This is a genomic window from Fodinicola feengrottensis (genome assembly GCF_010993775.1).
Classification (GTDB): domain Bacteria; phylum Actinomycetota; class Actinomycetes; order Mycobacteriales; family HKI-0501; genus Fodinicola; species Fodinicola feengrottensis.
On sequence record NZ_WOTO01000046.1, the window covers coordinates 1 to 22616 of the forward strand.

General features: G+C 67.5%; 19 protein-coding genes, 6 pseudogenes and 1 riboswitch. Of the genes and pseudogenes, 13 read left to right on the forward strand and 12 right to left on the reverse strand.

Annotated elements, in window-relative coordinates:
- Window positions 1–203 precede the first annotated feature (203 nt).
- Both GNX96_RS33755 and GNX96_RS33760 read right to left on the reverse strand, forming a co-directional pair.
- Window positions 204–1034, reverse strand: a complete 831-nt coding sequence (locus GNX96_RS33755) for a carbohydrate ABC transporter permease (RefSeq protein ID WP_279582172.1) — start codon at window positions 1032–1034, stop codon at window positions 204–206.
- A gap of 5 nt (window positions 1035–1039) precedes the next feature.
- A complete protein-coding gene (locus GNX96_RS33760; protein ID WP_163571992.1) occupies window positions 1040–1996 on the reverse strand; it encodes a carbohydrate ABC transporter permease in 957 nt (318 codons plus the stop codon).
- A 241-nt stretch (window positions 1997–2237) separates the two neighbouring features.
- Here GNX96_RS33760 and GNX96_RS33765 point away from each other — a divergent pair.
- Window positions 2238–3226: pseudogene (locus tag GNX96_RS33765) on the forward strand (sigma-70 family RNA polymerase sigma factor).
- 70 nt (window positions 3227–3296) lie between these two features.
- Entirely contained in the window at window positions 3297–4022 is a 726-nt protein-coding gene (locus GNX96_RS33770; RefSeq protein WP_163571993.1) for an SDR family oxidoreductase, read from the forward strand.
- A gap of 120 nt (window positions 4023–4142) precedes the next feature.
- Here GNX96_RS33770 and GNX96_RS33775 read toward each other — a convergent pair whose 3' ends face one another.
- From GNX96_RS33775 to GNX96_RS33790, 4 genes are all read right to left on the reverse strand, one after another.
- The gene (locus tag GNX96_RS33775; protein ID WP_313885846.1) at window positions 4143–4964 is read right to left on the reverse strand and encodes an LLM class flavin-dependent oxidoreductase; all 822 of its coding nucleotides are present in this window, start codon (window positions 4962–4964) and stop codon (window positions 4143–4145) included.
- 254 nt (window positions 4965–5218) lie between these two features.
- Window positions 5219–6226 (reverse strand): sensor histidine kinase, encoded by a 1008-nt coding sequence (locus tag GNX96_RS33780; RefSeq protein WP_163571994.1) that lies wholly within the window; start codon window positions 6224–6226, stop codon window positions 5219–5221.
- A 132-nt stretch (window positions 6227–6358) separates the two neighbouring features.
- Window positions 6359–6778 carry a hypothetical protein gene (locus tag GNX96_RS33785; protein ID WP_163571995.1) on the reverse strand — a complete coding sequence of 140 codons (420 nt, stop codon included), beginning with the start codon at window positions 6776–6778 and terminating at the stop codon, window positions 6359–6361.
- A gap of 26 nt (window positions 6779–6804) precedes the next feature.
- Window positions 6805–7530, reverse strand: a complete 726-nt coding sequence (locus GNX96_RS33790) for an MBL fold metallo-hydrolase (RefSeq protein WP_163571996.1) — start codon at window positions 7528–7530, stop codon at window positions 6805–6807.
- 35 nt (window positions 7531–7565) lie between these two features.
- Here GNX96_RS33790 and GNX96_RS61610 point away from each other — a divergent pair, with 35 nt between their 5' ends.
- Window positions 7566–8066 carry an alcohol dehydrogenase catalytic domain-containing protein gene (locus tag GNX96_RS61610; RefSeq protein WP_313885840.1) on the forward strand — a complete coding sequence of 167 codons (501 nt, stop codon included), beginning with the start codon at window positions 7566–7568 and terminating at the stop codon, window positions 8064–8066.
- A gap of 46 nt (window positions 8067–8112) precedes the next feature.
- A pseudogene (locus tag GNX96_RS61615) lies at window positions 8113–8235 on the forward strand (hypothetical protein); the annotation flags it as partial.
- Window positions 8236–8670: 435 nt separating this feature from the next.
- Here GNX96_RS61615 and pgm read toward each other — a convergent pair.
- Together pgm and GNX96_RS33805 are read right to left on the reverse strand one after the other, a co-directional pair.
- Complete coding sequence (gene pgm / locus GNX96_RS33800; RefSeq protein ID WP_163571997.1) at window positions 8671–10311, reverse strand: phosphoglucomutase (alpha-D-glucose-1,6-bisphosphate-dependent); 1641 nt, start codon at window positions 10309–10311, stop codon at window positions 8671–8673.
- Between the two features lie 57 nt (window positions 10312–10368).
- The gene (locus tag GNX96_RS33805; RefSeq protein WP_163571998.1) at window positions 10369–10662 is read right to left on the reverse strand and encodes a hypothetical protein; all 294 of its coding nucleotides are present in this window, start codon (window positions 10660–10662) and stop codon (window positions 10369–10371) included.
- Between the two features lie 70 nt (window positions 10663–10732).
- Window positions 10733–10848, forward strand: a riboswitch (SAM riboswitch).
- 32 nt (window positions 10849–10880) lie between these two features.
- Between GNX96_RS33805 and GNX96_RS33810 the strand changes: the two are divergent.
- The 4 genes and pseudogenes from GNX96_RS33810 (at window position 10881) to GNX96_RS57210 (ending at window position 13086) form a co-directional block, all read left to right on the forward strand.
- Window positions 10881–12222, forward strand: a pseudogene (locus GNX96_RS33810) (aminotransferase class V-fold PLP-dependent enzyme).
- A gap of 70 nt (window positions 12223–12292) precedes the next feature.
- Window positions 12293–12676: a hypothetical protein gene (locus tag GNX96_RS57200; RefSeq protein WP_279582173.1), complete on the forward strand. Its 384-nt coding sequence runs from the start codon at window positions 12293–12295 to the stop codon at window positions 12674–12676.
- A gap of 13 nt (window positions 12677–12689) precedes the next feature.
- A complete protein-coding gene (locus GNX96_RS57205; protein ID WP_279582174.1) occupies window positions 12690–12827 on the forward strand; it encodes a hypothetical protein in 138 nt (45 codons plus the stop codon).
- On the forward strand, window positions 12802–13086 hold the full coding sequence (locus GNX96_RS57210; RefSeq protein ID WP_279582175.1) for a hypothetical protein: 285 nt from the start codon (window positions 12802–12804) through the stop codon (window positions 13084–13086). The genes GNX96_RS57205 and GNX96_RS57210 overlap by 26 nt, the downstream gene beginning before the upstream one ends.
- Window positions 13087–13158: 72 nt before the next feature.
- Here GNX96_RS57210 and GNX96_RS33820 read toward each other — a convergent pair.
- Together GNX96_RS33820 and GNX96_RS33825 are read right to left on the reverse strand one after the other, a co-directional pair.
- A pseudogene (locus GNX96_RS33820) lies at window positions 13159–14311 on the reverse strand (RNA polymerase sigma factor).
- Window positions 14312–14316: 5 nt separating this feature from the next.
- Entirely contained in the window at window positions 14317–14724 is a 408-nt protein-coding gene (locus GNX96_RS33825; protein ID WP_163571999.1) for a YciI family protein, read from the reverse strand.
- 518 nt (window positions 14725–15242) lie between these two features.
- Between GNX96_RS33825 and GNX96_RS33830 the strand changes: the two genes are divergently transcribed.
- Both GNX96_RS33830 and GNX96_RS33835 read left to right on the forward strand, forming a co-directional pair.
- Window positions 15243–16274, forward strand: a complete 1032-nt coding sequence (locus GNX96_RS33830) for a hypothetical protein (protein WP_279582176.1) — start codon at window positions 15243–15245, stop codon at window positions 16272–16274.
- Window position 16275: 1 nt separating this feature from the next.
- Complete coding sequence (locus tag GNX96_RS33835) at window positions 16276–16497, forward strand: hypothetical protein (RefSeq protein WP_163572001.1); 222 nt, start codon at window positions 16276–16278, stop codon at window positions 16495–16497.
- Here GNX96_RS33835 and GNX96_RS33840 read toward each other — a convergent pair.
- Complete coding sequence (locus GNX96_RS33840; protein ID WP_163572002.1) at window positions 16472–17656, reverse strand: NAD(P)/FAD-dependent oxidoreductase; 1185 nt, start codon at window positions 17654–17656, stop codon at window positions 16472–16474. The genes GNX96_RS33835 and GNX96_RS33840 overlap by 26 nt on opposite strands.
- A complete protein-coding gene (locus tag GNX96_RS33845) occupies window positions 17653–17991 on the reverse strand; it encodes a bifunctional 3-phenylpropionate/cinnamic acid dioxygenase ferredoxin subunit (protein WP_163572003.1) in 339 nt (112 codons plus the stop codon). The genes GNX96_RS33840 and GNX96_RS33845 overlap by 4 nt, the downstream gene beginning before the upstream one ends.
- A 167-nt stretch (window positions 17992–18158) precedes the next feature.
- Between GNX96_RS33845 and GNX96_RS33850 the strand changes: the two genes are divergently transcribed.
- The 3 genes and pseudogenes from GNX96_RS33850 to solA all read left to right on the forward strand — a co-directional run bounded on the left by GNX96_RS33850 (window position 18159) and on the right by solA (window position 22614).
- On the forward strand, window positions 18159–18902 hold the full coding sequence (locus GNX96_RS33850; RefSeq protein ID WP_279582177.1) for an IclR family transcriptional regulator: 744 nt from the start codon (window positions 18159–18161) through the stop codon (window positions 18900–18902).
- Between the two features lie 116 nt (window positions 18903–19018).
- Window positions 19019–21449 (forward strand): annotated as a pseudogene (locus GNX96_RS33855) (GcvT family protein).
- 16 nt (window positions 21450–21465) lie between these two features.
- Window positions 21466–22614 (forward strand): annotated as a pseudogene (gene solA / locus GNX96_RS33860) (N-methyl-L-tryptophan oxidase).
- Window positions 22615–22616: the final 2 nt, after the last annotated feature.

Consider the following 22616-nt stretch of genomic DNA (forward strand, 5'->3'; position numbering starts at 1 on the left):
GCGTGCCAGAAGGTGAGTGGGACAGGGGCCCTTGCCGTTCAGCCCTCAGCGCCGGGGCCTTCGGTCGAGTGCACCGGAGCCCCCGTTGGACGCGGCTGAGCTGCAGGCCCCGAGCATGGCGACCGCGGCGAACGCGGCCACCAGGACGGCACCTTTGCCGCGAGTGAGTCGACGCACTTTTCCCTCCGAAAATTGGGTGGATCTCATTTCACCGCACCGGCGGTGAACCCCCGGATCAACCAGCGCTGGCCGAAAATGACCAACAACAGAGTCGGCACCAGGGTAATGGTAATTCCGGCCAGTAGGATGCCGGGGTCGCCGAACTCATTGCTCTTCAGCGCGAAAACCGCGGTTTGCAGCGTGTTCAGTGAATTGTCGCCGGAGGCGATGATCAGCGGCCAGAAATACATGTTCCAGCCTTGCAGGAATGACCACACCGCCAACGCGGTCAGCGACGGGCGTACGGCCGGCAACAGGATGGTGAAAAGAAATCGCAGATGGCCGCAACCGTCGATTTCGGCGGCCTGCCGGAGCTCGTTCGGGAACTGCTTGAAGGCCTGCCGCATCAGGAAAACCCCGAAGCCGACGGCCAGGAAGGGCAGCACCAGGCTCAGCCGGTTGTCGCCTATTCCGAGGCTGCGTACGAACAACGCGTTCGGCACCACGATCGCCTCGTACGGCACCATGATCGTGGCCATGAACACCCAGAACAGCAGCTTGCCGATGGGGTTGCGCAGGAACACCAGGGAGTACGCGGCGAGGCAGGACGTGACCACCTGCGCCACCATCATGGTGATGCCGACGAACAGCGAGTTCGCGAATGCCGGCCCGAGCGGCACAGTGGTCTGCTGCAGCGCGGAAAGATAGCTCGACAGGGTGAAATGGCCGAGCAGGTTGGGCGGTTGCTGCAGCAGATCCGACGACGGCAGGAAACCGCCGACCACGGTCAGCAGCACCGGGAAGAGCAGGACAATGGCCGCGATCACCAGCCACACGTAGATGATCGTGGCCGAGACCTTGCTCGGCTGGGTCACCCGACTCACCGGTAGTGCACCCGCCTTTCGATGACCCCGAACTGCACGACCGCCAGCAGAACACCGACGACGAGCAGCACCAGCCCCTGAGCGCTGGCAAGGCCGTAGTTGCTGTTGTTGTTATGGAAAGCGTTGTCGAAAACGGAGTAGACCAGCGTCGCACTGGAGCCGTTCGGGCCGCCGTCGGTCATCACCTGCACCTGGCCGAGGCTCTGCAGCGCGGTCAACGTGGTGGTGACGATCGCGAAGAACACGCTCGGCGAAATCATCGGCAATATGACACTGACGAACTGCCGCAGGCCCGAGGCGCCGTCGATGGTGGAGGCCTCCAGCACGTCCTCGTCGACGCCGGCGAGGCCGGCGCCAAGCACCAGGATGTTGAACCCGGAGACCATCCAGACTGTCACGCCGGCGACCGTGACGATCGCCCAGTTCGAGTCGGTGGTCCAGCCCGGCGCGGCGATCCCGACCAGCCGCAACGCCCAGTTGATCGGCGACATCGCCGGGTTCAGCATCAGCAGCCAGACCACGCTCGCGGTGGAGGCGGAGTAGGCGAACGGCAGGCTGAAGAGCGTACGAAACACCCGCATGCCGCGCAGCGGCTGCGAAATCGGGGCGGCCAGCAGCATTGGCAGAACCACCCCGGCGACCACCACGATCAGGGTGAATTCGGCGGTCTGCAGCAGGATGTGGCCGAACTGAGGGGTGAGTAGCTGCTCGAAATGTTGCAGACCGACGAACCGGGTCGGGTTGCCGAGGATGTCGCTGCCCCGGGTGGACAGGAACACCGCCTGGAAGAGCGGGAAGATCACGAACGTCCCGACGCCGGCCAGCGCGGGCAGGACGAACAGCAGCGCCAGCGCGAGCTCGCGGGGACTCCAGCGACGGCGCCGCCGGCGGGCGGGGACCGGCACCGAGCGTGCCGGGGCGGCGGTGGGGGAGGCGGTTACGGATACGGGCACTGGCGAGTCTGGGTCAGTGACCGGGCTGGCCGACGAATCAGCGCTGTCCGTGGCATGACGGCTGCCGGAACGGCTGGTGCGGTCGTGGTCCGCAGAATTCACCCTTTTTGCCTTTTTCTCGATGTAATCATCGTTTCCTCAGGTCAACGCGGGCGCAGTCTAGCGCCCCGGGCATCAGTTGACGCGCAGATCGCCCCTTCCGGACCGATGCGTTTTGCCTCCGCGGTCGGTCTGTATTCGTATGGCGCAACGTGTGGAGTTCGTCCAGGAGACCAGCCCGTACCGGGGTGAGCTGCTCGCGCACTGTTACCGGATGCTTGGTTCGGTGCACGACGCCGAGGACCTGGTGCAGGAGACCTATCTGCGGGCGTGGCGCGCGTACGACGGCTTCGAGGGCCGTTCCTCGGTGCGTACGTGGCTTTACCGGATCGCCACTGGCGCCTGCCTGAACGCGCTGGAGCACAGCAGCCGGCGGTCCCTGCCGTCCGGTCTTATGGACGCGACGTATGAACCGGTCGTGGCGCCGGTCGCGGCCCGTGCGGAGGTTTCGTGGCTGCAGCCCTTCCCAGACCGGCTGCTCGGCACCGACGCGACCGACCCGGCCACCATCGTCGCCGAGCGGGGCAGCTTGCGGCTCGCACTTATAGCCGCGCTGCAGCACCTGCCGGCGCGCCAGCGCGCGGTCCTTATCCTGCGGGACGTGCTGGCATGGCGGGCCGATGAAGTCGCGGAGTTCTTCGGCACCACGACCGCGGCGGTCAAGAGCGCGTTGCAGCGCGCGCGTACGCAACTCAAAGCGGCCGCACCGAACGAGCGGGCCAGCGTCGACCTCGCCGGCCCGGATCAGCGGGCGCTGCTCGACCGCTATGCGGCGGCCTTCGAGAACTCCGACATCGCGGGGCTCCTGCACACCCTCCGTGACGATGTCGAGTTCGAAATGCCCCCCATTCCGACCTGGTTCAGTGGCCGGGACGAGGTCGTCCGCTTCATCGCGACTACGTCCTTCCGGCGCCCGGCGACCTGCGACTGGTGCGTACGAGTGCGAACGGGCAGCCGGCTTTCGCCATCTACAAACGGGAAACGGACGGCCGGCATCATGCGCACGGGATCCAGGTGGTCACCGCCCGCGCGGACGGCGTCAGTCGGATCGTGACTTTCCTTGGCACGGGGCTGTTTCCGGATTTCGATCTACCCTCGGTGCACCCGTACGAGCTGGCCGTCCAACGCTGACCGCTCCCTTTCCGGCGGCTGTCCGGTCTGTATTCGTACCCACTTCCTGAGGTCGAAAGAGGACAACCTGATGGTCGCTCTTGTCACCGGCGCGAGCCGGGGTTTTGGTCGAGCCACTGCGATCGCGCTGGCCGAGGCGGGTCACGACGTGGTAGCGGTGGCGCGTGACCGCGCTCTTCTCGAAGAACTACGGGCGAAAGTCGGCCCGGCGGTGACTCCGGTGGTCGCCGACGTCACCGATCCCACCGTCGCTGGTCAGCTGCTCGACACGTACCAGCCGACGACGCTCGTCCTGAACGCCGGCGGGGTCCCGCTGACCCGGCCGATCCACCAGCAGACCTGGCAGACTTTCAGCCATAACTGGGAAGTTGACGTGCAGCACGTTTTCCACTGGACCCGGGAGGCGTTGCTGCGGCCGTTGGCGCCGGGCAGTACGGTCGTCACAATGTCCAGCGGTGCCGCGGTAAAAGGCTCGCCGATGAGTGGCGGCTATGCCGGCGCCAAGGCGGCGATCCGGTTTGTTTCCTCGTACGCGGGCGAAGAATCCGCGCGGGCCGGGCTGGGTATCAGGTTCGTCGCGCTGCTCCCGCAGCTGACTCCGGGGACCGATGTCGGGTCGGCGGGGGTCGCCGCGTACGCCAAAAGGCAGGGCGTCGATGTGCCGACCTTCATAGCGAACATGGGTCCGGTGCTGACTCCGGACCAGGTCGGCCTAACCATCGCCGACCTGGTCGCTGATGCCGGCAAGGATCAGGCCGCTTACCTTTTGACGGCGGAAAAACTCGCCGCTCTCTAGACGGGTTGGGAAACGTCCCGGAGCGCGGCGATGACCTCCAGCGACCGTACGCGGTCCGACAGCGCGCTCAGGTTGGTGGTCACCATCAGCTCGTCGGCGCCGGTCGTGGCGAGCAGGTCGTCAAGGCCGGCGCGTACGGTCGAGGGCCCACCGACGATGTAATGCGAGGTCAGGTTCTCGATAAAGGCGCGGTCTTCGGCGGTGTAGTCGTACGCGGCGGCTTCTTCTGGGGTCGGGAAGGCGATCGGCCGGCCGCGCCGCAGCGACATCATCGCGAGCGCGAGCGCGAGCTGCCAGGTATTCGGCGCGCTCGTCGTTGTCCGCGCCCACCACCGAGGCCGCGACCAGCGCGTACGGTTCCTTGAGAACCTCGGACGGCTGGAAACGCTCGCGGTAGAGACGCAGCGCCGGCAGGGTGTTCTGGGCGCTGAAGTGGTGGGCGAAGGCGAAGGGCAGCCCTAGAATCCCGGCCACCTGCGCGCTGTAGCCGCTGGAACCGAGCAGCCACATCGCCGGCTGGTTGCCGCGGCCGGGGGTGGCCACGATCGGCGCGTACGGGTGGTCGGCCGGGAAGTCGCCGCCGAAGAAGGCGAGCAGCTCGCCGAGCTGTTGCGGGAAGTCGTCCGCGGACAGCGGGTCGGCGGATCGGCGCAGCGCTCGGGCGGTGTTCGGGTCGGTGCCGGGCGCTCGGCCGAGGCCAAGGTCGATTCGGCCCGGGTGCAGCGCCTCCAGGGTGCCGAACTGTTCGGCGACCACCAGCGGTGGGTGGTTCGGCAGCATCATCACCCCCCCGCCGGAGCCGACCCGGATGGTGGTGGTCGCGGCCGCTACCGCGCCGATGAGCACTGCCGGCGCTGAGCTCGCGATGCCGGGCATCGAGTGATGCTCGGCCAGCCAGTAGCGCAGGTAGCCGAGCCGCTCGGCGTGCCGGGACAGTTCGATGGTGTCGCGGACCGCCTGGGCGGACGTACGTACGGCCGGCCGGCGCCGACCGGCGCGAGGTCGAGCACGGACAGCGGGACGTTCGACAGGTCAGCCACGTCAGCTCATAACCCGCCGCAGCGAGGCAATCTTCCCGGCGAGGCGGGCCAGCGGATTCTCCGCCGGTGGGGTGCCCAACGGCACGGTGACGGTCAGCTGGAAACCGTCGCCATCGCCGATCCGTACGCTGCCGCCGGCCAGCTCGACCCGCTCGGTCAGGCGCGCAGCCCGTTTCCCGGTCCGGCGGCGGCACCGCGGCCGTTGTCGGCGACCGTGAGCACCACCGTGCGGTCTCCGGTCCGTACGGTGATTTCGCAGGTGGTGGCCTTGGAGTGGCGGATCACGTTGGTGACGGCCTCGCGTACGGCCCAAGCCACTACGGCGGCCGCTGACGGCGGCGGAGCGGACCCTTCGTGGGTGATCGTCGGGCGGATGTTGGCGGCCTCGAGCGCGTGCGCGGACCTGGTGATCTCCTCGGCGAGGCTGCTTTCCCGGTAGCCGCTGACGGCTTCCCGAACTTCGCGCAGCGCGTCCCGGCCGATCCGCTGGATGTCGGCGACCTGTTCCTGCCCGCGCGGATCGTCGCGGCCGAGCCGGTCGGCCAGCTCGGCTTTGATCACGATCAGTGACAGCGTCTGGCCGAGCAGGTCGTGCAGGTCGCGGGCGAACCGCAGCCGCTCCTGCTCGACGGCCGCCTGCGCCAGCTCCTCGCGGGCCGCCCGGAGCTCGCCGATGGCGGCCAGGAACCGCCGCATCGTGGTCACGACTACCCCGGAAATCAGGGTGGTGTAACCGATCGCGAGCGCGTTGTCGATCGACCAGAACAGCGCGATGGCAACCGATCCCACTGTCAGGGCGAAAATGCAGACGTACGCCTGCCGCCATGGCAGTCCCGTCGCCATTCCGATGGACAGCAGCGCGAGTGGGCCAAAGCCGCTGCCGCCGAAGGCGATGATCATCAACGGTGTGGTGAGCGCCAGCAGGATGACGACGAGGATGACAGGGCGCGATCGGCCCGCGGCGTCGCGAACGCCGAACCACACGGCCAGCAGGTAAAGAGCGATGAAGACCGGCAGAATGATCGCGCCGAACCACAGCGGATGGATCTTCGCGTCGAACAGGTCGGTGATGTCGCCGAGCACGATGACCACCCAGGGCATCAGTGCGTACGGCGAGATTCTCGAGTCGATTTTCTCGTGGTCGGTGGTGTCGACCGCGGTCACGGCTGTCCGGATTTCTGCTGGACGACACCGCGGAACAGATCTGGGCGGAATTTTCGTACGCCCGCACCGAGATCCGCCGCGAGACGCTCGCCACGGCCGAGTTTCATCCGGTACCAGTCGGGGGACAGTTCTTCAAGATCTTGGTGCTTCTTGGGCGAGGAAATCAGCAGTGCCACATCGTCGCCGGTGCCGACCTCGATCGCGGTCACGTCCTTCCAACCGAGCTGGACGGTCGTGCCGGAGTTCTCGAATCGCACGCCACCGGCGGGTAAAAGTGACCTTCGACCGCTGGTTTGCCTGCACAGCCGCGGCCAGTAGCAGGATCAGCGCGAGAAGTGACAGCAGCGCCCCGATAATGAACATGATCACCCGGCCGGCCGGCGGGAGGTAATTCGTGTGCGCGGTGCCAATGGGGTGCGCCGGATCCACGTGGTTGGTGATGGCCTGCCAGATCGCGCCCGGCCCGAGCACCAGGCAGGCGAGGGCACCGCCGAGCAGTGCCCCCACCGAGCCCTGCCGCGCACCCTTGACCACCACCGGTTCGATGTCCACGATTCCCCTTCCCACTCGGGCAATGATCACACGACGAATGGGATGCCCCGCGTCCGAGCGGCCACCGCGATCGGTCCGGAGTAGGAGTCCGCGGCGGCTCGTACGGCTGCTTCGTTGTCAGTCTTTGGGAAAAGGTGGGTGAGTATGAGTTGCCCGACCTCCGCCTCGGCGGCCAGTTGGCCCGCCTGGTGGGCACTGGACAGATGCTCGGCGCTGGCCGCCGGCACCTCGTCGGCGAAGCTCGCCTCGGCCAGCAGCAGGTCGACGCCGGCGGCGAACGCGGGCAGCGCCGGGCTTGGACCGGTGTCGCCGGTGTACGCCATGGTCTGCCCGCCGGCCGTCAACCGGACGCCCGCGTTCGGCAGGAAATGCGGAAGATTGGTCGTACGCACCGAAAATGGCCCGATGTCGAAGGCGTCGTCGGCGCTGAACTCGACCAGTTCGTACGCGGAGTCAAGCCAGCCGGGGCGGTCCAGAGCTAGTACCGCGGTGAGCGCACCGGGGAGGGCATGCACCTTCAGTCGCGGCGCGTTGACCGCCGACCGGGCGCGCAGCAGCGGGTTGAGGTCTGCGCAGTGGTCGGGGTGACCGTGCGTGACGAAGACGGCGTGGACCTCTTCGGTGAGCCGCGGGAACACCGCGTAACCGGGGTCGATCAGCAGCCGGAAGCCGTCGTGCTCCACGACATAGCCATTGCAGGCACCGCCGGGCGCCGGGAAGGCGCCGTCGCCGCCGATGATTTTCAGCTCCATAGCGGCTGATTATCGCCGTTTGGCAGGATGATCACATGCGGGCCGTCGTGTATCAGGGTTTTGCCGAGCCACCGTCCCTGGTGGAGGTCGCCGACCCGGTGCCGCCAGCCGGCGGTGTGGTCGTACGCGTGGAGGCCACCGGGCTGTGCCGCAGCGACTGGCACGGTTGGCAGGGCCACGACTCGGACATCTCCACTTTTCCGCATATTCCCGGGCATGAGTTCGCCGGTGTGATCGCCTCCGTCGGCGCTGGCGTGATCGGCTGGCAGGAGGGTGACCGGGTGACCGCGCCCTTCGTCTTCGCCTGCGGGGCCTGCCCGGAATGCGTGGCCGGCGACCATCAGGTGTGTCGTCGGCAGCAGCAGCCCGGGTTCAGCCTGCCCGGCTCTTTCGCCGACTACGTCGTCGTGACGGACGCGGCCACCAACCTGGTGGCGCTGCCGCTCGCGGTCGACCTGGACCGGCGCCAGCCTCGGCTGCCGCTTCGCCACCGCGTACCGAGCCGTCGTCGCCCAGGGACGTGCCGCCGCCGGTGAGTGGGCGGTGGTCTACGGCTGCGGAGGCGTGGGCCTGTCGGCCGTCATGATCGCGGTCGCCCGCGGCCTGCGGGTGGTCGCCGTCGACGTGTCGGTCCAGGCTCTGGAGCTGGCCCGGTCCTTCGGCGCTTCGGTCACCGTTCTTGCTGGTGACGCGCCTGATGCGGTGATCGAGGCGACCGGCGGCGGTGCCCACCTGTCTCTCGACGCGCTCGGCAGTCCCGGCACTGCTGCGCCGCCGCCGTCGCGAGCCTGCGCCGCCGCGGCCGGCACGTTCAGGTCGGGTTGCTCCCCGGCGGGGCCCCCGACCTGCCGATGGGCCGGGTCCTCGCGTACGAACTGTCCGTGGTCGGCAGCCACGGCATGGCCGCGCAGGCCTACCCGGGCATGCTCTCTCTCTCGTCGCCTCCGGTCAGCTCCGCCCGGACCTGCTCATCACCCGGTCTATCTCTCTCGACGAGGCTCCGGCGGCTTTGGTCGCCCTCAGCACCGCCAGCCCCACCGGCATCACCATGATCGCGCCTTCGCTGAGCACTACCTAAAAATGGCGCCCCCGAACTCGAGTCAAGTCTGTGGGGGTGACAGTTTTGGACACCAAGGAGCGCTAGGACAGCACGGACGTCACCAGAGCGCGGGCTTCGGACTGGAGGGCGGCCAGGTGGTCGTCGCCGCGGAAACTTTCCGCGTAGATCTTGTAAACGTCCTCGGTGCCCGACGGGCGGGCGGCGAACCAGCCGGATGCGGTGACCACTTTCAGTCCGCCGATCGGCTCGTCATTTCCGGGCGCCCGGGTCAGGGTGGCGGTGATCTTGTCGCCGGCGAGTTCGGTCGCGGTCACCTGGTCCGCGGACAGCTGGGCGAGCGCGACCTTCTGGTCCGGGGTGGCTGGCGCGTCGATTCGCGCGTACGACGGCGCGCCGAACTTTTCGGTGGTGAGCTGGCGGTAGTGCTCGCCCGGATCGGACTGCGTGGTGGCGAGGATCTCGGCGGCCAGCAGATCCAGCAGGATGCCGTCCTTGTCGGTCGTCCACACTGATCCGTCCATCCGCAGGAAAGACGCGCCGGCACTTTCCTCGCCGCCGAATCCCACCGAGGCATCGGAAAGTCCGGGTACGAACCACTTGAACCCGACCGGCACCTCGATCAGGTCCCGACCGAGTTCGGCGGCGACCCGGTCGATCATGCTGGAGGAAACCAGCGTTTTGCCGACAGCGGCCGAAGAAGGCCAGCCGGACCGGTTCCGGAACAGATAGTCGATAGCGACGGCCAGGTAGTGGTTCGGATTCAGCAGGCCGGCGGCCGGTGTGACGATGCCGTGCCGGTCGGCGTCGGCGTCGTTTCCGGTGGCCAGGTCGAAATCCGAGCGACGAGAGATCAGCGACGCCATCGCGTACGCGGATGAGCAGTCCATCCTGATCTTGCCGTCCCAGTCCAGCGTCATGAACCGCCAGGTCGGGTCCACCAACGGATTGACGACCGTCAGCTCCAGATGGTGGGTTTCCGCGATAGCCGCCCAATAATCGACCGAGGCGCCGCCCAGCGGGTCGGCGCCAATGCGTACGCCGGCACGGCGAATCGCGTCGATGTTGACGACGGACGGCAGGTCGTCCACATAGGACCCCATGAAGTCGTACGAGTGCGTGGTCGAGGCCGTACGCGCGCGAGCCGTCGTAACCCGCCTTACACCTTCCAGTCCCGCGGCCAAATATTCGTTGGCGCGCTTGCCGATCCAGTCGGTGATCGCGCTGCCGGCCGGGCCACCGTTCGGCGGGTTGTACTTGAAGCCGCCGTCGGTGGGCGGATTGTGGGAAGGCGTCACCACCACACCGTCGGCGATCCCGGAGGATTCCCGGTTATGCCGCAGAATGGCGTGCGAAACGGCTGGTGTCGGGGTGTAGCGGCCGGCCGCGTCGATCGCGACCGTCACCTTGTTCGCGGCGAAGACCTCCAGCGCGGTCCAAAAAGCCGGCTCGGACAGCGCATGGGTGTCCTTGCCCAGAAAAAGCGGCCCGGAAATGCCCTTCCCGGTGCGGTAGTCCACGATTGCCTGGCTGGTGGCCGCGATGTGGTCCTCGTTGAAGGCGGTGTTCAGCGACGCGCCGCGATGTCCGGACGTACCAAAGGAAACTCGCTGGCTCGGCACCGCAGGGTCGGGGTGCTCGGTGTAATACGCGGTGACGACGGCGGCGACGTCGATGAGGTCTGCTGGCCGGGCCGGCTGGCCGGCGCGCGGGTCTGTCGGCATGGGATCTCCTTGAGGTCAGCGGAAAAGTCACACCCGGGCCGGGTCGTGCGACGGCTGTTACTGGGCGGACGGGCCCTGGTTGCGGGCTTTCATGCTGTACGGCCGGCCCAGTGACGGGCCGAAGGCGGCCGTCTCGGTCGGGTCGACGGACCGGGTGGCCTCGTTCAGCTGCCGGTGGGCCACCGCGAAGGCCACCGCGCAGCGGCTGATCATCGGACCGCCGACGGTGGTGATGATGTGGATGTCCGGGTCGGCGCCGTAGCTGAGCACCGTCGACACCACAACCTCGGGCGGCACATGCAGGCGGGCAGCGGCCTCCGCGGTGGTAAGCCAGTCCGTTCCCTGCGGCATGCGCCCATCGTACGCGTCACATCAGAACGTGATTGCCCCCAGCGCGGGTGATCGGTTACCGTCTTGGACAGGTCATGAGTGCCAGCGCGTAGCCCCGGCTTGCTGGCCGGCAACCCTCCAACCGCGGTGGGGTGCCCCGGGTGAGGACCGGGCTGTCGGCGATATCGGCGACGGCAAGCGCGGGCCCCGCAGCGGGTCCATGACCCGAGGGGCCTGCCATGACCGCCGTTATCTCCCGCCAGATCGATGCCCTGTTGCCCGTCGTGGGCGGCGATCTGGCCGCGCCGCTGGTGACCGGCGAGTGTCGCCCGTACGCGAACCTCGACTACGCGGCGAGCGCCCCGGCGCTGGCCGGAGTCGCCAGTCACGTCAACGAACTTCTGCCGTTCTACGCGAGCGTGCACCGCGGCGCCGGTTACGCGTCCCAGGTGAGTACGGGTGTGTACGAGTCGGCTCGCGCGATCGTCGCGAACGCGTTCGGCGCCCGCGATGACGATGTCGTCGTCTTCACCCGCAACACCACCGACGCCTTCAACCTGCTCGCCGGCTGTGTGCCCGCGGACCGCGGCGATGTGCTGGTCCTGGACCTCGAACACCACGCCAACCTGCTGCCTTGGCGGGACCGCGACTACCGCTGCCTGCCGGTCTCCTCGACGCTCGAACAGACGCTGAAAGATCTCGACTCGGCGCTCGCCGCGGCGCCCGCCCGCGCTGGTCACCGTCACCGGCGCGTCCAACGTGACCGGCGAGTTGCTGCCGCTCGAGGAGATCGCCACCATCGCGCATCGGTACGGCGCCCGGCTGGCCGTCGACGCGGCCCAGCTCGCCCGCACCGGCCGATCGACCTGGCCGCCGCCGGCATCGACTACCTGGCGTTTTCCGGCCACAAGCTCTATGCGCCGTTCGGTGCGGGCGTGCTGGTCGGGCGCCGCGACTGGCTCGACACCGGTCGGCCGTACCTGGCCGGTGGCGGTGCCGTCCGCCAGGTCACCCTGACCGACACCGCGTGGGCGCCAGCGCCGGCCCGGCACGAGGGCGGCACGCCCAACGTGCTCGGCGCGGCCGCGCTCGCGAGGGCGTGCCAGCTGCTCGCCGCGCTGCCGGCTGGCGCGCAGGAAGCCCACGAAGCCGCCCTTCAGGAGCGGCTGCTGGACGGTCTGGCCGGGCTCGACGGCGTACGAGTGCACCGGATCTTCCCGGACAGCCCCGGCGCGATCGGAGTGGTCACTTTCAGCCTGCCCGGATACGACCCGGGGCTGGTCGCCGCGTACCTGTCGGCCGAGCACGGCATTGGCGTACGCGATGGGAAATTCTGCGCGCACCCGCTGCTGCTGTCCCGGCTTGGGCTGGCAGCCGGCGCCATCCGCGCGAGCCTCGGCGTCGGGTCCTGCTCGGACGACGTGGACCGGCTGGTCAGGGCGCTCTCGGAGTTCCTGGAATCCGCGCGCGAAGTGGACGTACGCGCAGGTCGACGGCCGTTGGACGCCGTCCCCGGACCCGCGGCCGCGACCGGACTGGGCGCTGGGTTCCACCGCCGGCACCTCGCCCTGCGCCAACTGATCCGGGAGGGGGTCTCGCCGCCGCCGCTGTAGACTGCGTTTTCGCAGGTCAGGCGGATGGAGGAGCGGTCGTGGGGTTCGCTGCGTCTGGTGGCCTGTCCAGTGAGGTCAACCTGCTGTCCCAGGGCACCGGGAGCCTGGCTCGGGGCGTGCCGCCGGTGCAGCCGGGAACGCTGTTCGTGCTGGGCGTGCACGGTGGCATGAGCGTTTCGCCGAATTCACGGTTCACCCTGGTTTTTGGCCGCAACGAGCCGGAAGTGCATGTCTGTGTCGGCGTCGACGACCCGCGGGTGAGTCGCCGGCAGGGACATCAGCTACGACGGATCCCGCTGGGTGCTGGAAAACCTGGGCCGGGCGCCGATCCGACTGCCGGGCGCGCGGCTGCTGCTCAAGGGCCACCGGGAAGTGCTGCCGATCGCGTACACACCGCTGTTTGTTGTTTGCCAGGAACGTGAACACCTGCTGGAGGTGCGAGTCGCGGACCGGCAGCTGCCGGCGTCCACGAGCGTGCCGGAGATGAGTACGCGGCACGTGCCGGCCTGGCCGCTGAGCGATCGAGAGCGGCTGGTGCTGGTGTGTCGTGGGCCAGCGCTACCTGCGGCATGAGGTGCATCCGCGGCCGCTCGCGTGGGCCGAGGTGGCGAGCGAGCTGAACGTGTTGGGCGCGCAGGAGAACTGGGGGCCCAAAGGCGTCGCCCATGTGGTGATGAACGTGCGGGAGCGGCTGCGGAAGAAAGGCGTGCCCGGGCTGGTACGGGACGAGGTCGGCGAACCGTCGGTCGGTAACGCGCTGAACCACAATCTGCTGATCGAGTTGCTGCTGTCCGCGACGCTCGTACCGACGGGCCTCCGGCTGCTGGACTGACCACCTTCGAGTCGTTGATTTGGACATTTCGGGCGTACGTTGCGCTCCATGGCGAGCACTCTGCGCGCCGCCTCAGCCGCGTCCCCGAAGCTGAGCGTTGAGCCGCGCGGCCTGACGGGTCAGGTGGTCCCGCTCGGGCAGGCTGGATGCCAGCGGGGCCGCCTCGGCGTAGAGCCGCGCCGCGGTCACCGGATCGCCGTCACGTTCGTGCAGGTACGCGAGTACGGCGGTGTGACGAGGCAACGTGCGGTCAAGCCCGTCAAGAGCGGCCAAGCCGGCTCGCGGACCGTCGGCCTCGCCCACCGCGACGGCCCGATTGAGGCGGGCCACTGGGCTGTCTGTCAGGCGTACCACCTCGTCGTACCACTCGACGATCTGCACCCAGTCGGTCTCCTCGGCCGTCCGAGCGTCCGCGTGCAACGCGGCAATCGCGGCCTGGGCCTGGTATTCGCCCAGGCGGTCGCGGGCCAAGGCGCTCTGGAGTACGTCCACGCCCTCGACGATCAAGTGGGTGTTCCAGCGGCCGCGGTCCTGGTCGGCGAGCGGGACGAGGCTGCCGTCGGGGGCGGTCCGGGCCGGCCGGCGGGCGTGATGCAGCAGCATCAGCGCCAGCAGGCCGGCGGCCTCCTCGTCCCTGGTTTTGCCCACCAACTGGCGGGTGAGCCGGATCGCCTCGGCGGCAAGGTCGACGTCACCGGAATAGCCCTCGTTGAACACCAGGTAGAGCACCCGCAACACAGTGCCCAGATCACCAACCTGGTTGAACCGGACACCGGAGACGGTCCGCTTGGCCCGGCTGATCCGCTGGGCCATGGTCGCCTCGGGCACCAGGTAAGCCGCCGCGATCTGCCGGGTGGTCAGGCCGCCGACCGCGCGCAGGATGAGCGCGACGGCCGAAGCCGGGGTCCAGCGACGAGTGCGCGCACAGGAAGTAGAGCTGGAGGGTGTCGTCCACACCTTCGCCCGGACCGGCTTCGGGTTCACTGTCGACACGTACCTCACGATGCCGCCGGGACGTGTCGGCGCGAGCGGCGTCCAGGAACTTGCGCCAGGCCACCGTGACCAGCCAGCCCTTGGGGTCCTGCGGTGGGCGATCGGCCCAGCCACGCACCGCCTCGACGAGAGCCTCCTGAACGGCGTCCTCGGCCGCCGCGAAGTCGGCCCCGCGACGAACGAGGATGCCGATCACGGTGGGGATGAGGGGCCGCAGCAGGGCCTCGTCGATGGTGGTCACTCCGTGATGGTGTGCGATGCGCCCATGAACGGCCGCAGCTCCAGCCATTCGTGGATGGGCCTGCCACCGGCACCCGGCGCCGCGGACAGCTCGCCAGCCAGCTCGAGCGCCCGCTCGTACGTATCGGTGTCGATCACCATCCAGCCGGCGATCACGTCCTTGGTCTCCGCGAACGGGCCGTCGGTGACCGGCGGGCGGCCCTCGCCGTCGGAGCGTACGAACGTGCCCTCCGCGGACAGCGCCTGGGAGTCGACGAACTCGCCCGACTCCTGCAGCCGATCGGCGAAGTCGCGCATGTACTTCACATGGGCCGAAACCTCCTCCGGCGTCCACTGGTCCATCGGTACGTCGTTGACCGCCGCCGGAGCGCCGCGGTAGTGCTTGAGCAGCAAGTACTTGGCCATCGATTTCTCCTCAGTGCAGTACGACCCATTGTCGTCAGGTTCACGCCAGGGACGGAGACGACAACGGGTTCTCGACATCCTGCACGAGATTCTTTTCGGCCCGGTTCTGAACCTCAGGTGTCGGTCCAACACAACAAAGCATCGGTAAAGAGCATCCTATGTAACGTTCATGCGTAGGCGGGCATGGTCAGCCGCTGTTGCCGTCACCCCAAGCGGGTGGGGCGGTCGATGCCCTTAAGGTAAACGTTTCGCCTGCTCAGAATGGGTGTCGAAGTTGTTGATCTTGTTCACTTTGCCTACCCAAAAAGGACAATTCAGTCCTATGTCCGTTTTGGGTAGGCAAAGTGAACAAGATCAACAACGAATCTCAGTTACCGAAGCGTTTTCGGCGCATCGGGGCGTTGCGGACATGGGGTTGGTGGCGGCGATGCGCGAAAGATCGTCCGTTTGGTCCCTTGTGGGGACAGAGTGTCAGTCGGTATTGATGACGAGTTGATGGGCAGCGGCTGAGAGGCGTGATGGCGCAACCGGGGAACGTGGCCGCGCTCACACCGGGTGGGGGCAGCGTCCAGCAGGACGCGGCCGCCGGGGTGGTCGCTGAGCTGGTGGCGTATTCGCTGCTCAACCATGCCGCACAGCAGATCGCCGAAGGGGTGGCGGCGGTGCCGCCGTGGCGAGTCCTGGTGGTCGAGGACCGTACGCTCGCAGCCACCGACTGGTCTTATCACGCGGTCACCGAGCAGATGGGCCGACTGAGCGCCGAGAGCTCAGCTCAACACTGGCGGCCAGCCAGCGAGAAAGTCGCCGAGGCTTCCGCGCCGCCGAAACAGTTGCCGTCACCATCTTCGACGGCGTCGGTCCATCCTGGCCAGGAAGGCCTGCTGGCCGAAGTGGCCGCGGCGGCGACCGCCGCGCTCGGGGTTGCGAACGCCGTTCCGGCGGTGGTTGGCGCGATCGCTGACACCATCGGCTACCTGCGTACGGACTACACCATCACCGGCCGCGCTTTCACCGTGAAGTCCACCGCTTTGGTGACCGCGGTGGCCCGGGCTCTCCGGCAGCAGGGCGTACGGTCCGAAGTGGACGGTTTCCATACTTTCCCGGCCACCACCGCAAGCCTCGCGGCTTTCTCCGATTTCCAGCACCTGCAACGAGACCTGACGGTGTCTCGGCTGACTTTCGTGCAGCAGAAGCTGTCGCCGGCGATCGCTGAGGTGGCCAAGGGGAACACCGCGCTGATGGCGGCTCAGGCCGAGGTCACCGCGGCCCGCGCGGCTCAGCCGCCGGACCAGGTCAGGGAAAAGCTGGCCGAAGCCGCCGCCGAGGAGGCCGCCGATCGGCTCTCCCGGGCGCAGCAGGCGCAGACGCTGGCCCAACAAGTCGCCGATCTCGCCGCCGCGTCGCTGACCCGGGCCTCGACCTTCGAGACGACCGTCACCACCGTGCCGGCCGGCGGTGGGTTGCCGCCGCTCGCGGTGGCCGCGACGCTGAGAGCGGCTGCATGCCAGCGGGGACAACGCGATCACCCATGTGCTGTATGTCGGAGTTGATGTGGCCGGCGGCGAAACCGTGGTGAAGAAACGGTTTCTCGGTGCGCCGGGGATCCGCTACATCGGTTCTTGCCAGGTTTCGGCGATGCTGGTGGGCAACGACGGCGACGTGGCTTGGGCTCGCACGATGACCCTGGTCGGGCAGCTCAAATACTCTCCGGGTAAGGGAAAATTCGCTACCCCGGAAATGGTCGAGGTCAAGATGAACGATCAGTCGCGTTAGCTCGCAGCTGTTTGCGCGTACGAGTGAAGATTTTCGGGCTGTTGATGGCGAACGCACCGGTCATTCGGTCGCCGCGATGGTAGGTGGCGACGAACTTGCGTTCTTCCGGTGAGCCGTCGATGATTCGGATCTCGTCGGTAGGAGCCGTCCGGCCGGCGTACTGAATCCAGGCGTCGTACTGCTTCGACCAGAAATAGCCGCTGGCGCGGTAGTGGGTGATCGTACGACCGGCCAGCAGATTTGCGACCGCGACGGCTGGCTGGTCGTTGGCGTTCGTCCAATGCTCCTGCCGGACGTACGCGTCGTGCTCGGCCGACCAGTAGCGCGCGACATCCCCGGCGGCGACCACATTTGCCAGCGGCGTCACGCAACCCGCGTCGGTGAGAACCCCATTGTCGAGATGCAGACCGGAACCGGTGAGCCAGTCGGTGGCCGGTCGCATGCCGATCCCGACCACGACCACTTCGGCCGGCAGCAGGCGCCCGTCGGCCAGCCGTACGCCGGACACCCGTCCGTCCACAGTGGACAGGCCGGTGACTTTCGTGCCGTACAAGACAGAAACTCCGTTTTCAGGGTGCAGTCGTGCGCATACCTGCGCGAGTTCTGGCCCGAGCAAGGGGGCGAGAGGATCCGCTAACGCTTCCACGACGGTGACCCGAAGTCCGAGGGCACGGCAACTGGCGGCGACCTCGGAGCCGATGAACCCGGCGCCGATGATGACAACATTTTCGGGCCCTGCCTGGAGATCTTGACGTAAGGCGATGGCGTCGTCGAGGGTTCGCAGCACGTGGACGCCGGCGACCGAAGGCCCCGGAAGGTGCCGAGCATGGCCACCGGTGGCGATGACGACGCCGTCGGTCGGGATGTCGGTGTCGTCCGCCAGCACGACCGTGCCAGCGGCGGTGTCCAGCTTCGTTGCCGGCACACCGAGTCGCCAATCGGCGTTGAGCGCCGCCACATCATCGGTGATGGCCAGCGCGATGCCGTCCTGCTCGGCCTTGCCCTGCAGGAGGAACTCCTTCGACAGCGGTGGTCGGTCGTACGGCTGGTGCGGCTCGGCGCCGACCATTGTCAGGGCGCCGTCGTAACCGGCCTCGCGTAGGGCCTGCGCGGCCCGCAGCCCGGCGAGCGAAGTGCCCACCACCGCGATTCTCTTCACGCCACCTCGGCTGTCCCGTTGTCGGCCGCTGTTTGGTCGGCGACGCTGACGTACACGTCACCGTCGCTGACCACCACAGGATACGTGCGGACCGGCCGTTTTGCCGGTGGTCCGGTCGGCACGCCAGTACGCAGGTCGAAGCACGCCTCGTGCAGCGGGCACTCCACGAAACAGCCCTCCAACCAGCCATCGGACAGCGAGGCGTCCTGGTGGGTGCAGGTGTCGTCGATGGCGTAAAGCTCGCCGTCGGCGTTGAAGACGGCGACCGGGACCGGTCCGACCACCCGTACCGACTCACCTGGTGGCAGATCGGTGAGGGAGCAGGCGCGGATCATGGCATACCTCACAAGACCGTTGCGTAGTCGACAACTCAGTTCGCGCTCCGCAACACTGTGCGGCAGCCTTACCGGTCCCGTCAAGCCCTCAAAATGTGTCTGATGCGGACTGCGGTTACTGTTGCGCTATGAGCAATTCGGACTCCGGGCGAAATCCCGCCGCTTTGGTGCAGTCCGTAGACCGGGCCGTGACGGTCCTGGAGCTGGTGGCCAAGCACGGTGAGGCCGGCATTACCGAGATCGCCACCGAGCTGGGCGTCCACAAGTCGACGGTGTCGCGATTGCTGTCCGTGCTGGAAAGTCGCGGCATGGTCGAGCAGTTGGGGGACCGCGGGAAATACGTGATCGGGTTCGGGATCGTACGCCTCGCTGGCGCCGCCACCGGTCGGATCGATGTGGCCAGGCTTGGTCAGGTGAGCTGCCAGGAACTCGCCGACCAGCTCGGCGAAACGGTGAACATCGCCATCCTGGACGAGGATTCGGCGATCAACATCACCCAGGCGCACGGTTCGGCCGCGGTGTCCGCGCAGAACTGGATCGGCCAGCGGACGCCGCTGCATGCCACTTCCAGTGGGAAAGTCCTGCTCGCGCACATGCCGGTCGACCGCCGCCGACGGCTGTTGCGGCGCAAGTTGGAGGAGTTCACGCCGCGGACGATCACCGACGCCGACCAGCTCAAACAGGAGTTGGAACGGGTGGTTTCGGACGGCTATGCCACGTGTTTCGAGGAGCTGGAGCTCGGCATGCACGCGGTCGCTGCGCCGGTTCTGGGCCAGCGCGGCGAAATCGTCGGCGCGATCAGCGCCTCCGGCCCCGCCTACCGGCTGCCCCGGCGGCGGATCCGGCAGGTCGCCGACGAGCTGGCCGAGGTGGCCGGCCAGCTGTCCGAGCAGCTCGGCTATTTGGCCTAATTCTGATTTATCGTTCGCGGTCTTGACAGGGGCGTCCTCGATCGCGCACCGTGTTGCTGATAGCGGAACAGGGCGCTCTGTACGCAACACCCTCCCCGGCCGGCTAGGAGCTCGGAATGGCTGTGCAGCCCCGTGTTGTCATCATCGGCGCCGGCATTGTTGGCTGCGCGCTGGCCGATGAGCTGACCGAGCGCGGCTGGACCGATCTCACCGTGCTGGAGCAGGGGCCGCTGTTCGCCACCGGCGGGTCGACCTCACACGCGCCTGGGCTGGTTTTCCAGACCAACCCCAGCAAGACGATGACCGAGTTCGCCAGCTACACCGTGCGAAAGTATTCTTCCTTGACATTGGACGACGCCTGGTGTTTCCGGCAGGTCGGCGGCCTGGAGGTGGCGACCACCCAGGCACGGCTGGTCGAGCTGAAACGCCGGCGTGGCTGGGCGACCTCCTGGGGCGTGGAAAGCTCGCTGCTCTCGCCGTCCGAGTGCGCCGAGCTACATCCGTTGCTTGATCCGGAAAGAATCCTCGGCGGTTTCCACACCCCGACCGACGGGTTGGCCAAGCCAGTCCGGGCGGCGCAGGCACAGGCTCGTCGGGCCATCGACCGCGGCGCGCGCTTCCTGGATCAGCAAAAGGTGACGGCGATCGATCGTACCGCCGGCCGAGTTCGGGGCGTACGCACTGAAACGGACGAGTTCCGGGCGGACGTGGTGATCTCCGCGGCCGGCATGTGGGGGCCGTTGATCGGCGCGCTCGTCGACTTGACCGTACCGTTGGTGCCGATGGCCCATCAGTACGCCAAAACCACGCCGCTGCCGGACCTGCGCAGTGACGGTTTTCTTGAGGCAACCCTGCCGATTCTGCGCCATCAGGATGCCGACCTGTATTTTCGCGAGCACGGCGATCGGCTGGGCATTGGCGCGTACGGGCATCGGCCGATGCCCATCGAGCCGGCCGAGATTGGCTCACTGCCAGGGATGCCGTCCGAATGGCCGTTCACCCCGGAGGATTTCGAGCAGTCGTGGGCCGACGCCGCGGACCTGCTGCCGGCGCTCGCGTCGAGCAAGGTCGAAGAGGGCGTCAACGGCCTCTTTTCCTTCACGCGCGGATGGCAATCCGCTGCTTGGCGAGCACCCCGACCTGGCCGGATTCTGGGTGGCCGAGGCCGTGTGGATCACCCATTCGGCCGGTGTCGCGCGCGCGATGGCCGAGTGGCTGGTGGACGGCGCGCCGCGGACAGACCTGCATGGCTGCGACCTGAACAGGTTCGAGACCGCGCAACTCGCGCCCGGCTACGTGCACGCCCGCAGCTGTCAGAGCTTCGTCGAGGTCTACGACATCCTGCACCCGTTGCAGCCCGCCGAAAAATATCGCTCCCTACGGACAACGCCCTTCTATGAGCGGCAAAAAGACCTCGGTGCGGTGTTCTTGGAGGCGGCCGGCTGGGAAAGGCCGCACTGGTACGAGGCCAATGCCGATCTCCCCGAGGTGGCTGGCATCCCCGCCCGCAACGAGTGGGCCTCTCGGTTCTGGTCACCGATCGCCGGCGCCGAGGCGTTGGTGGCCCGCGAGCGGGTCGCGATGTTCGATATGACCCCACTCAAACGGCTGGAAGTGACCGGCCGGGGTGCGCTGCCTTTCCTGCAGACGCTGACAACGAACCAGGTCGACAAGAAGCCGGGCGCTGTCACGTACACGCTGATGCTTGGCGAGGACGGCGGCATCCGCAGCGACCTCACGGTGGCCCGGCTCGCCGACCACACCTTCCAAGTCGGAGTGAATTCGCAGCTGGACCTGGACTGGCTGCGCCGGCAGCTGCCGGCCGACGGATCCGTGCAGGTCCGGGATCTCACCGGCGGCACCTGCTGTATTGGTCTATGGGGACCGAGGGCGCGGGAAGTGTTGGCACCGCTGACAAAACAGGACTTCTCGCATCGGGCGCTGGGATATTTCAAAGGCCAGCAAGCGTATGTCGGCGGGGTGCCGGTGACGGCGTTGCGGCTGTCGTACGTCGGTGAGCTCGGGTGGGAGCTCTACACTTCCGCCGAATACGGCCGGTTGCTATGGGACACGTTGTTCGAGGCCGGCCAGTCGGCTGGGATCATCGCCGCCGGGCGGAGCGCCTTCAACACATGCATGCGGCTGGAAAAGGGCTATCGACTGTGGGGCACGGACATGACAGCCGAACATGACCCGTACGAGGCGGGTGTCGGTTTCGCGGTGAAGATGGACAAGGGATTTTTCGTTGGACGTGAGGCTTTGGAGGGAAAGCCGCCATCATCGCGACGACTTTCCTGTCTGACCATTGACGATCCGTACGCGGTGGTGATGGGATCGGAACCGGTGTATGTGGGCGGCCAACCGGCCGGCTATGTGACGAGTGCCGCTTTCGGCTACACGATAGGGAAGAGCATCGCGTACGCGTGGCTTCCGGTCGAGGCGGTGGCTGGCACCACCGTGCAGGTCGAGTATTTCGGCGAGCGGGTGCCGGCCACGGTGGCCGCCGAACCACTGTTCGATCCGGGCATGGCCCGGCTGCGCAGCTGACTTTTCGGGAGTGGCCATGTCTTTCGATGTGATCGTGATCGGCCTCGGCGGATGGGCAGCGCCGCCGCGTATCAGCTGGCTCGGCGCGGCCAGCGGGTGCTCGGGCTGGAACGCTACGGCCCGGCACACAACCGCGGCTCCAGCCACGGTGGCTCGCGGATCACCCGCCAGGCCTATTTCGAGGATCCCGCGTATGTGCCGCTGTTGTTGCGGGCCACCCAAATGTGGGAGTCGATCGAGAAGGAGTCCGGCCGGCGGATTTTCTACCGTACCGGCGGGGTGATGATCGGTCGGCCGGACAGCCTGACAGTGTCCGGCAGCCGGCGCAGCGCCGAGGAATGGGACCTGCCGCACGAAATGCTGGACGCGGGAGAGATTCGTCGCCGGTTCCCGACCATGCGTCCAGAGCCGGACGAGATCGCCTTGTACGAAGCCAACGCCGGCCTGGTGGTGCCGGAAGCGAGTGTGGCCGCGCACCTCGCGTTGGCCGCGCGTTCGGGCGCTGAGCTGCATTTCGAGGAGCCGGTTTTGTCGTGGCATGCCGGCGATGCCGGCGTGCGGGTGACCACGGCAGATGGTGTCTACACCGCGGATCGGTTGGTGATTTGTCCGGGCGCATGGGCAGCGGACGTGCTGGCCGATCTTGGGCTGCCCTTCCGGGTGGAGCGGCAGGTGCAGTTCTGGTTCCGGCCGCGCGGCGGCACCGATGCGTTCCTTGTCGACCGGCATCCGATTTTTTTGTTTGGGAAGGCGGAGAAGGCCGGCAGTTCTACGGTTTTGGCGTACACCATCGGGAACAGCCGGGAGTAAAGGTGGCATTTTTCCGCGGCGGCGCCACTTGCACGCCCGAGACGATCGACCGGACCGTGCGACCCGAGGAAGTGGCCGCGATGGCCGCTTTTGTCGGCCGCCACATCCCGGACCTGCCGGGCGAGTTTTTCTCCGCGCCGCCACCTGCATGTACACCAACACCCCGGACGAGCATTTCGTGATTTCCGTGCATCCGGCGCACCCGCAGGTCGTGGTGGCGTGCGGTTTTTCCGGCCACGGCTCAAAGTTCGTGCCGGTAGTGGGCGAGATCCTGGCCGACCTGAGCATCGACGGCGCCACCCGGCACCCGATCGCCCTGTTCGACCCAGCCCGCCTGACCCAACTCGCCGTCTGAGA

Coding starts and splice junctions, on each gene's coding strand:
- GNX96_RS33770 (WP_163571993.1), top strand. CDS start 3,297: ATGGTCGCTCTTGTCACCGGCGCGAGCCGGGGTTTTGGTCGAGCCACT.
- GNX96_RS33790 (WP_163571996.1), bottom strand. CDS start 7,530: ATGGAGCTGAAAATCATCGGCGGCGACGGCGCCTTCCCGGCGCCCGGC.
- GNX96_RS61610 (WP_313885840.1), top strand. CDS start 7,566: ATGCGGGCCGTCGTGTATCAGGGTTTTGCCGAGCCACCGTCCCTGGTG.
- pgm (WP_163571997.1), bottom strand. CDS start 10,311: ATGCCGACAGACCCGCGCGCCGGCCAGCCGGCCCGGCCAGCAGACCTC.
- GNX96_RS33805 (WP_163571998.1), bottom strand. CDS start 10,662: ATGCCGCAGGGAACGGACTGGCTTACCACCGCGGAGGCCGCTGCCCGC.
- GNX96_RS33825 (WP_163571999.1), bottom strand. CDS start 14,724: ATGGCCAAGTACTTGCTGCTCAAGCACTACCGCGGCGCTCCGGCGGCG.
- GNX96_RS33830 (WP_279582176.1), top strand. CDS start 15,243: ATGGCGCAACCGGGGAACGTGGCCGCGCTCACACCGGGTGGGGGCAGC.
- GNX96_RS33845 (WP_163572003.1), bottom strand. CDS start 17,991: ATGATCCGCGCCTGCTCCCTCACCGATCTGCCACCAGGTGAGTCGGTA.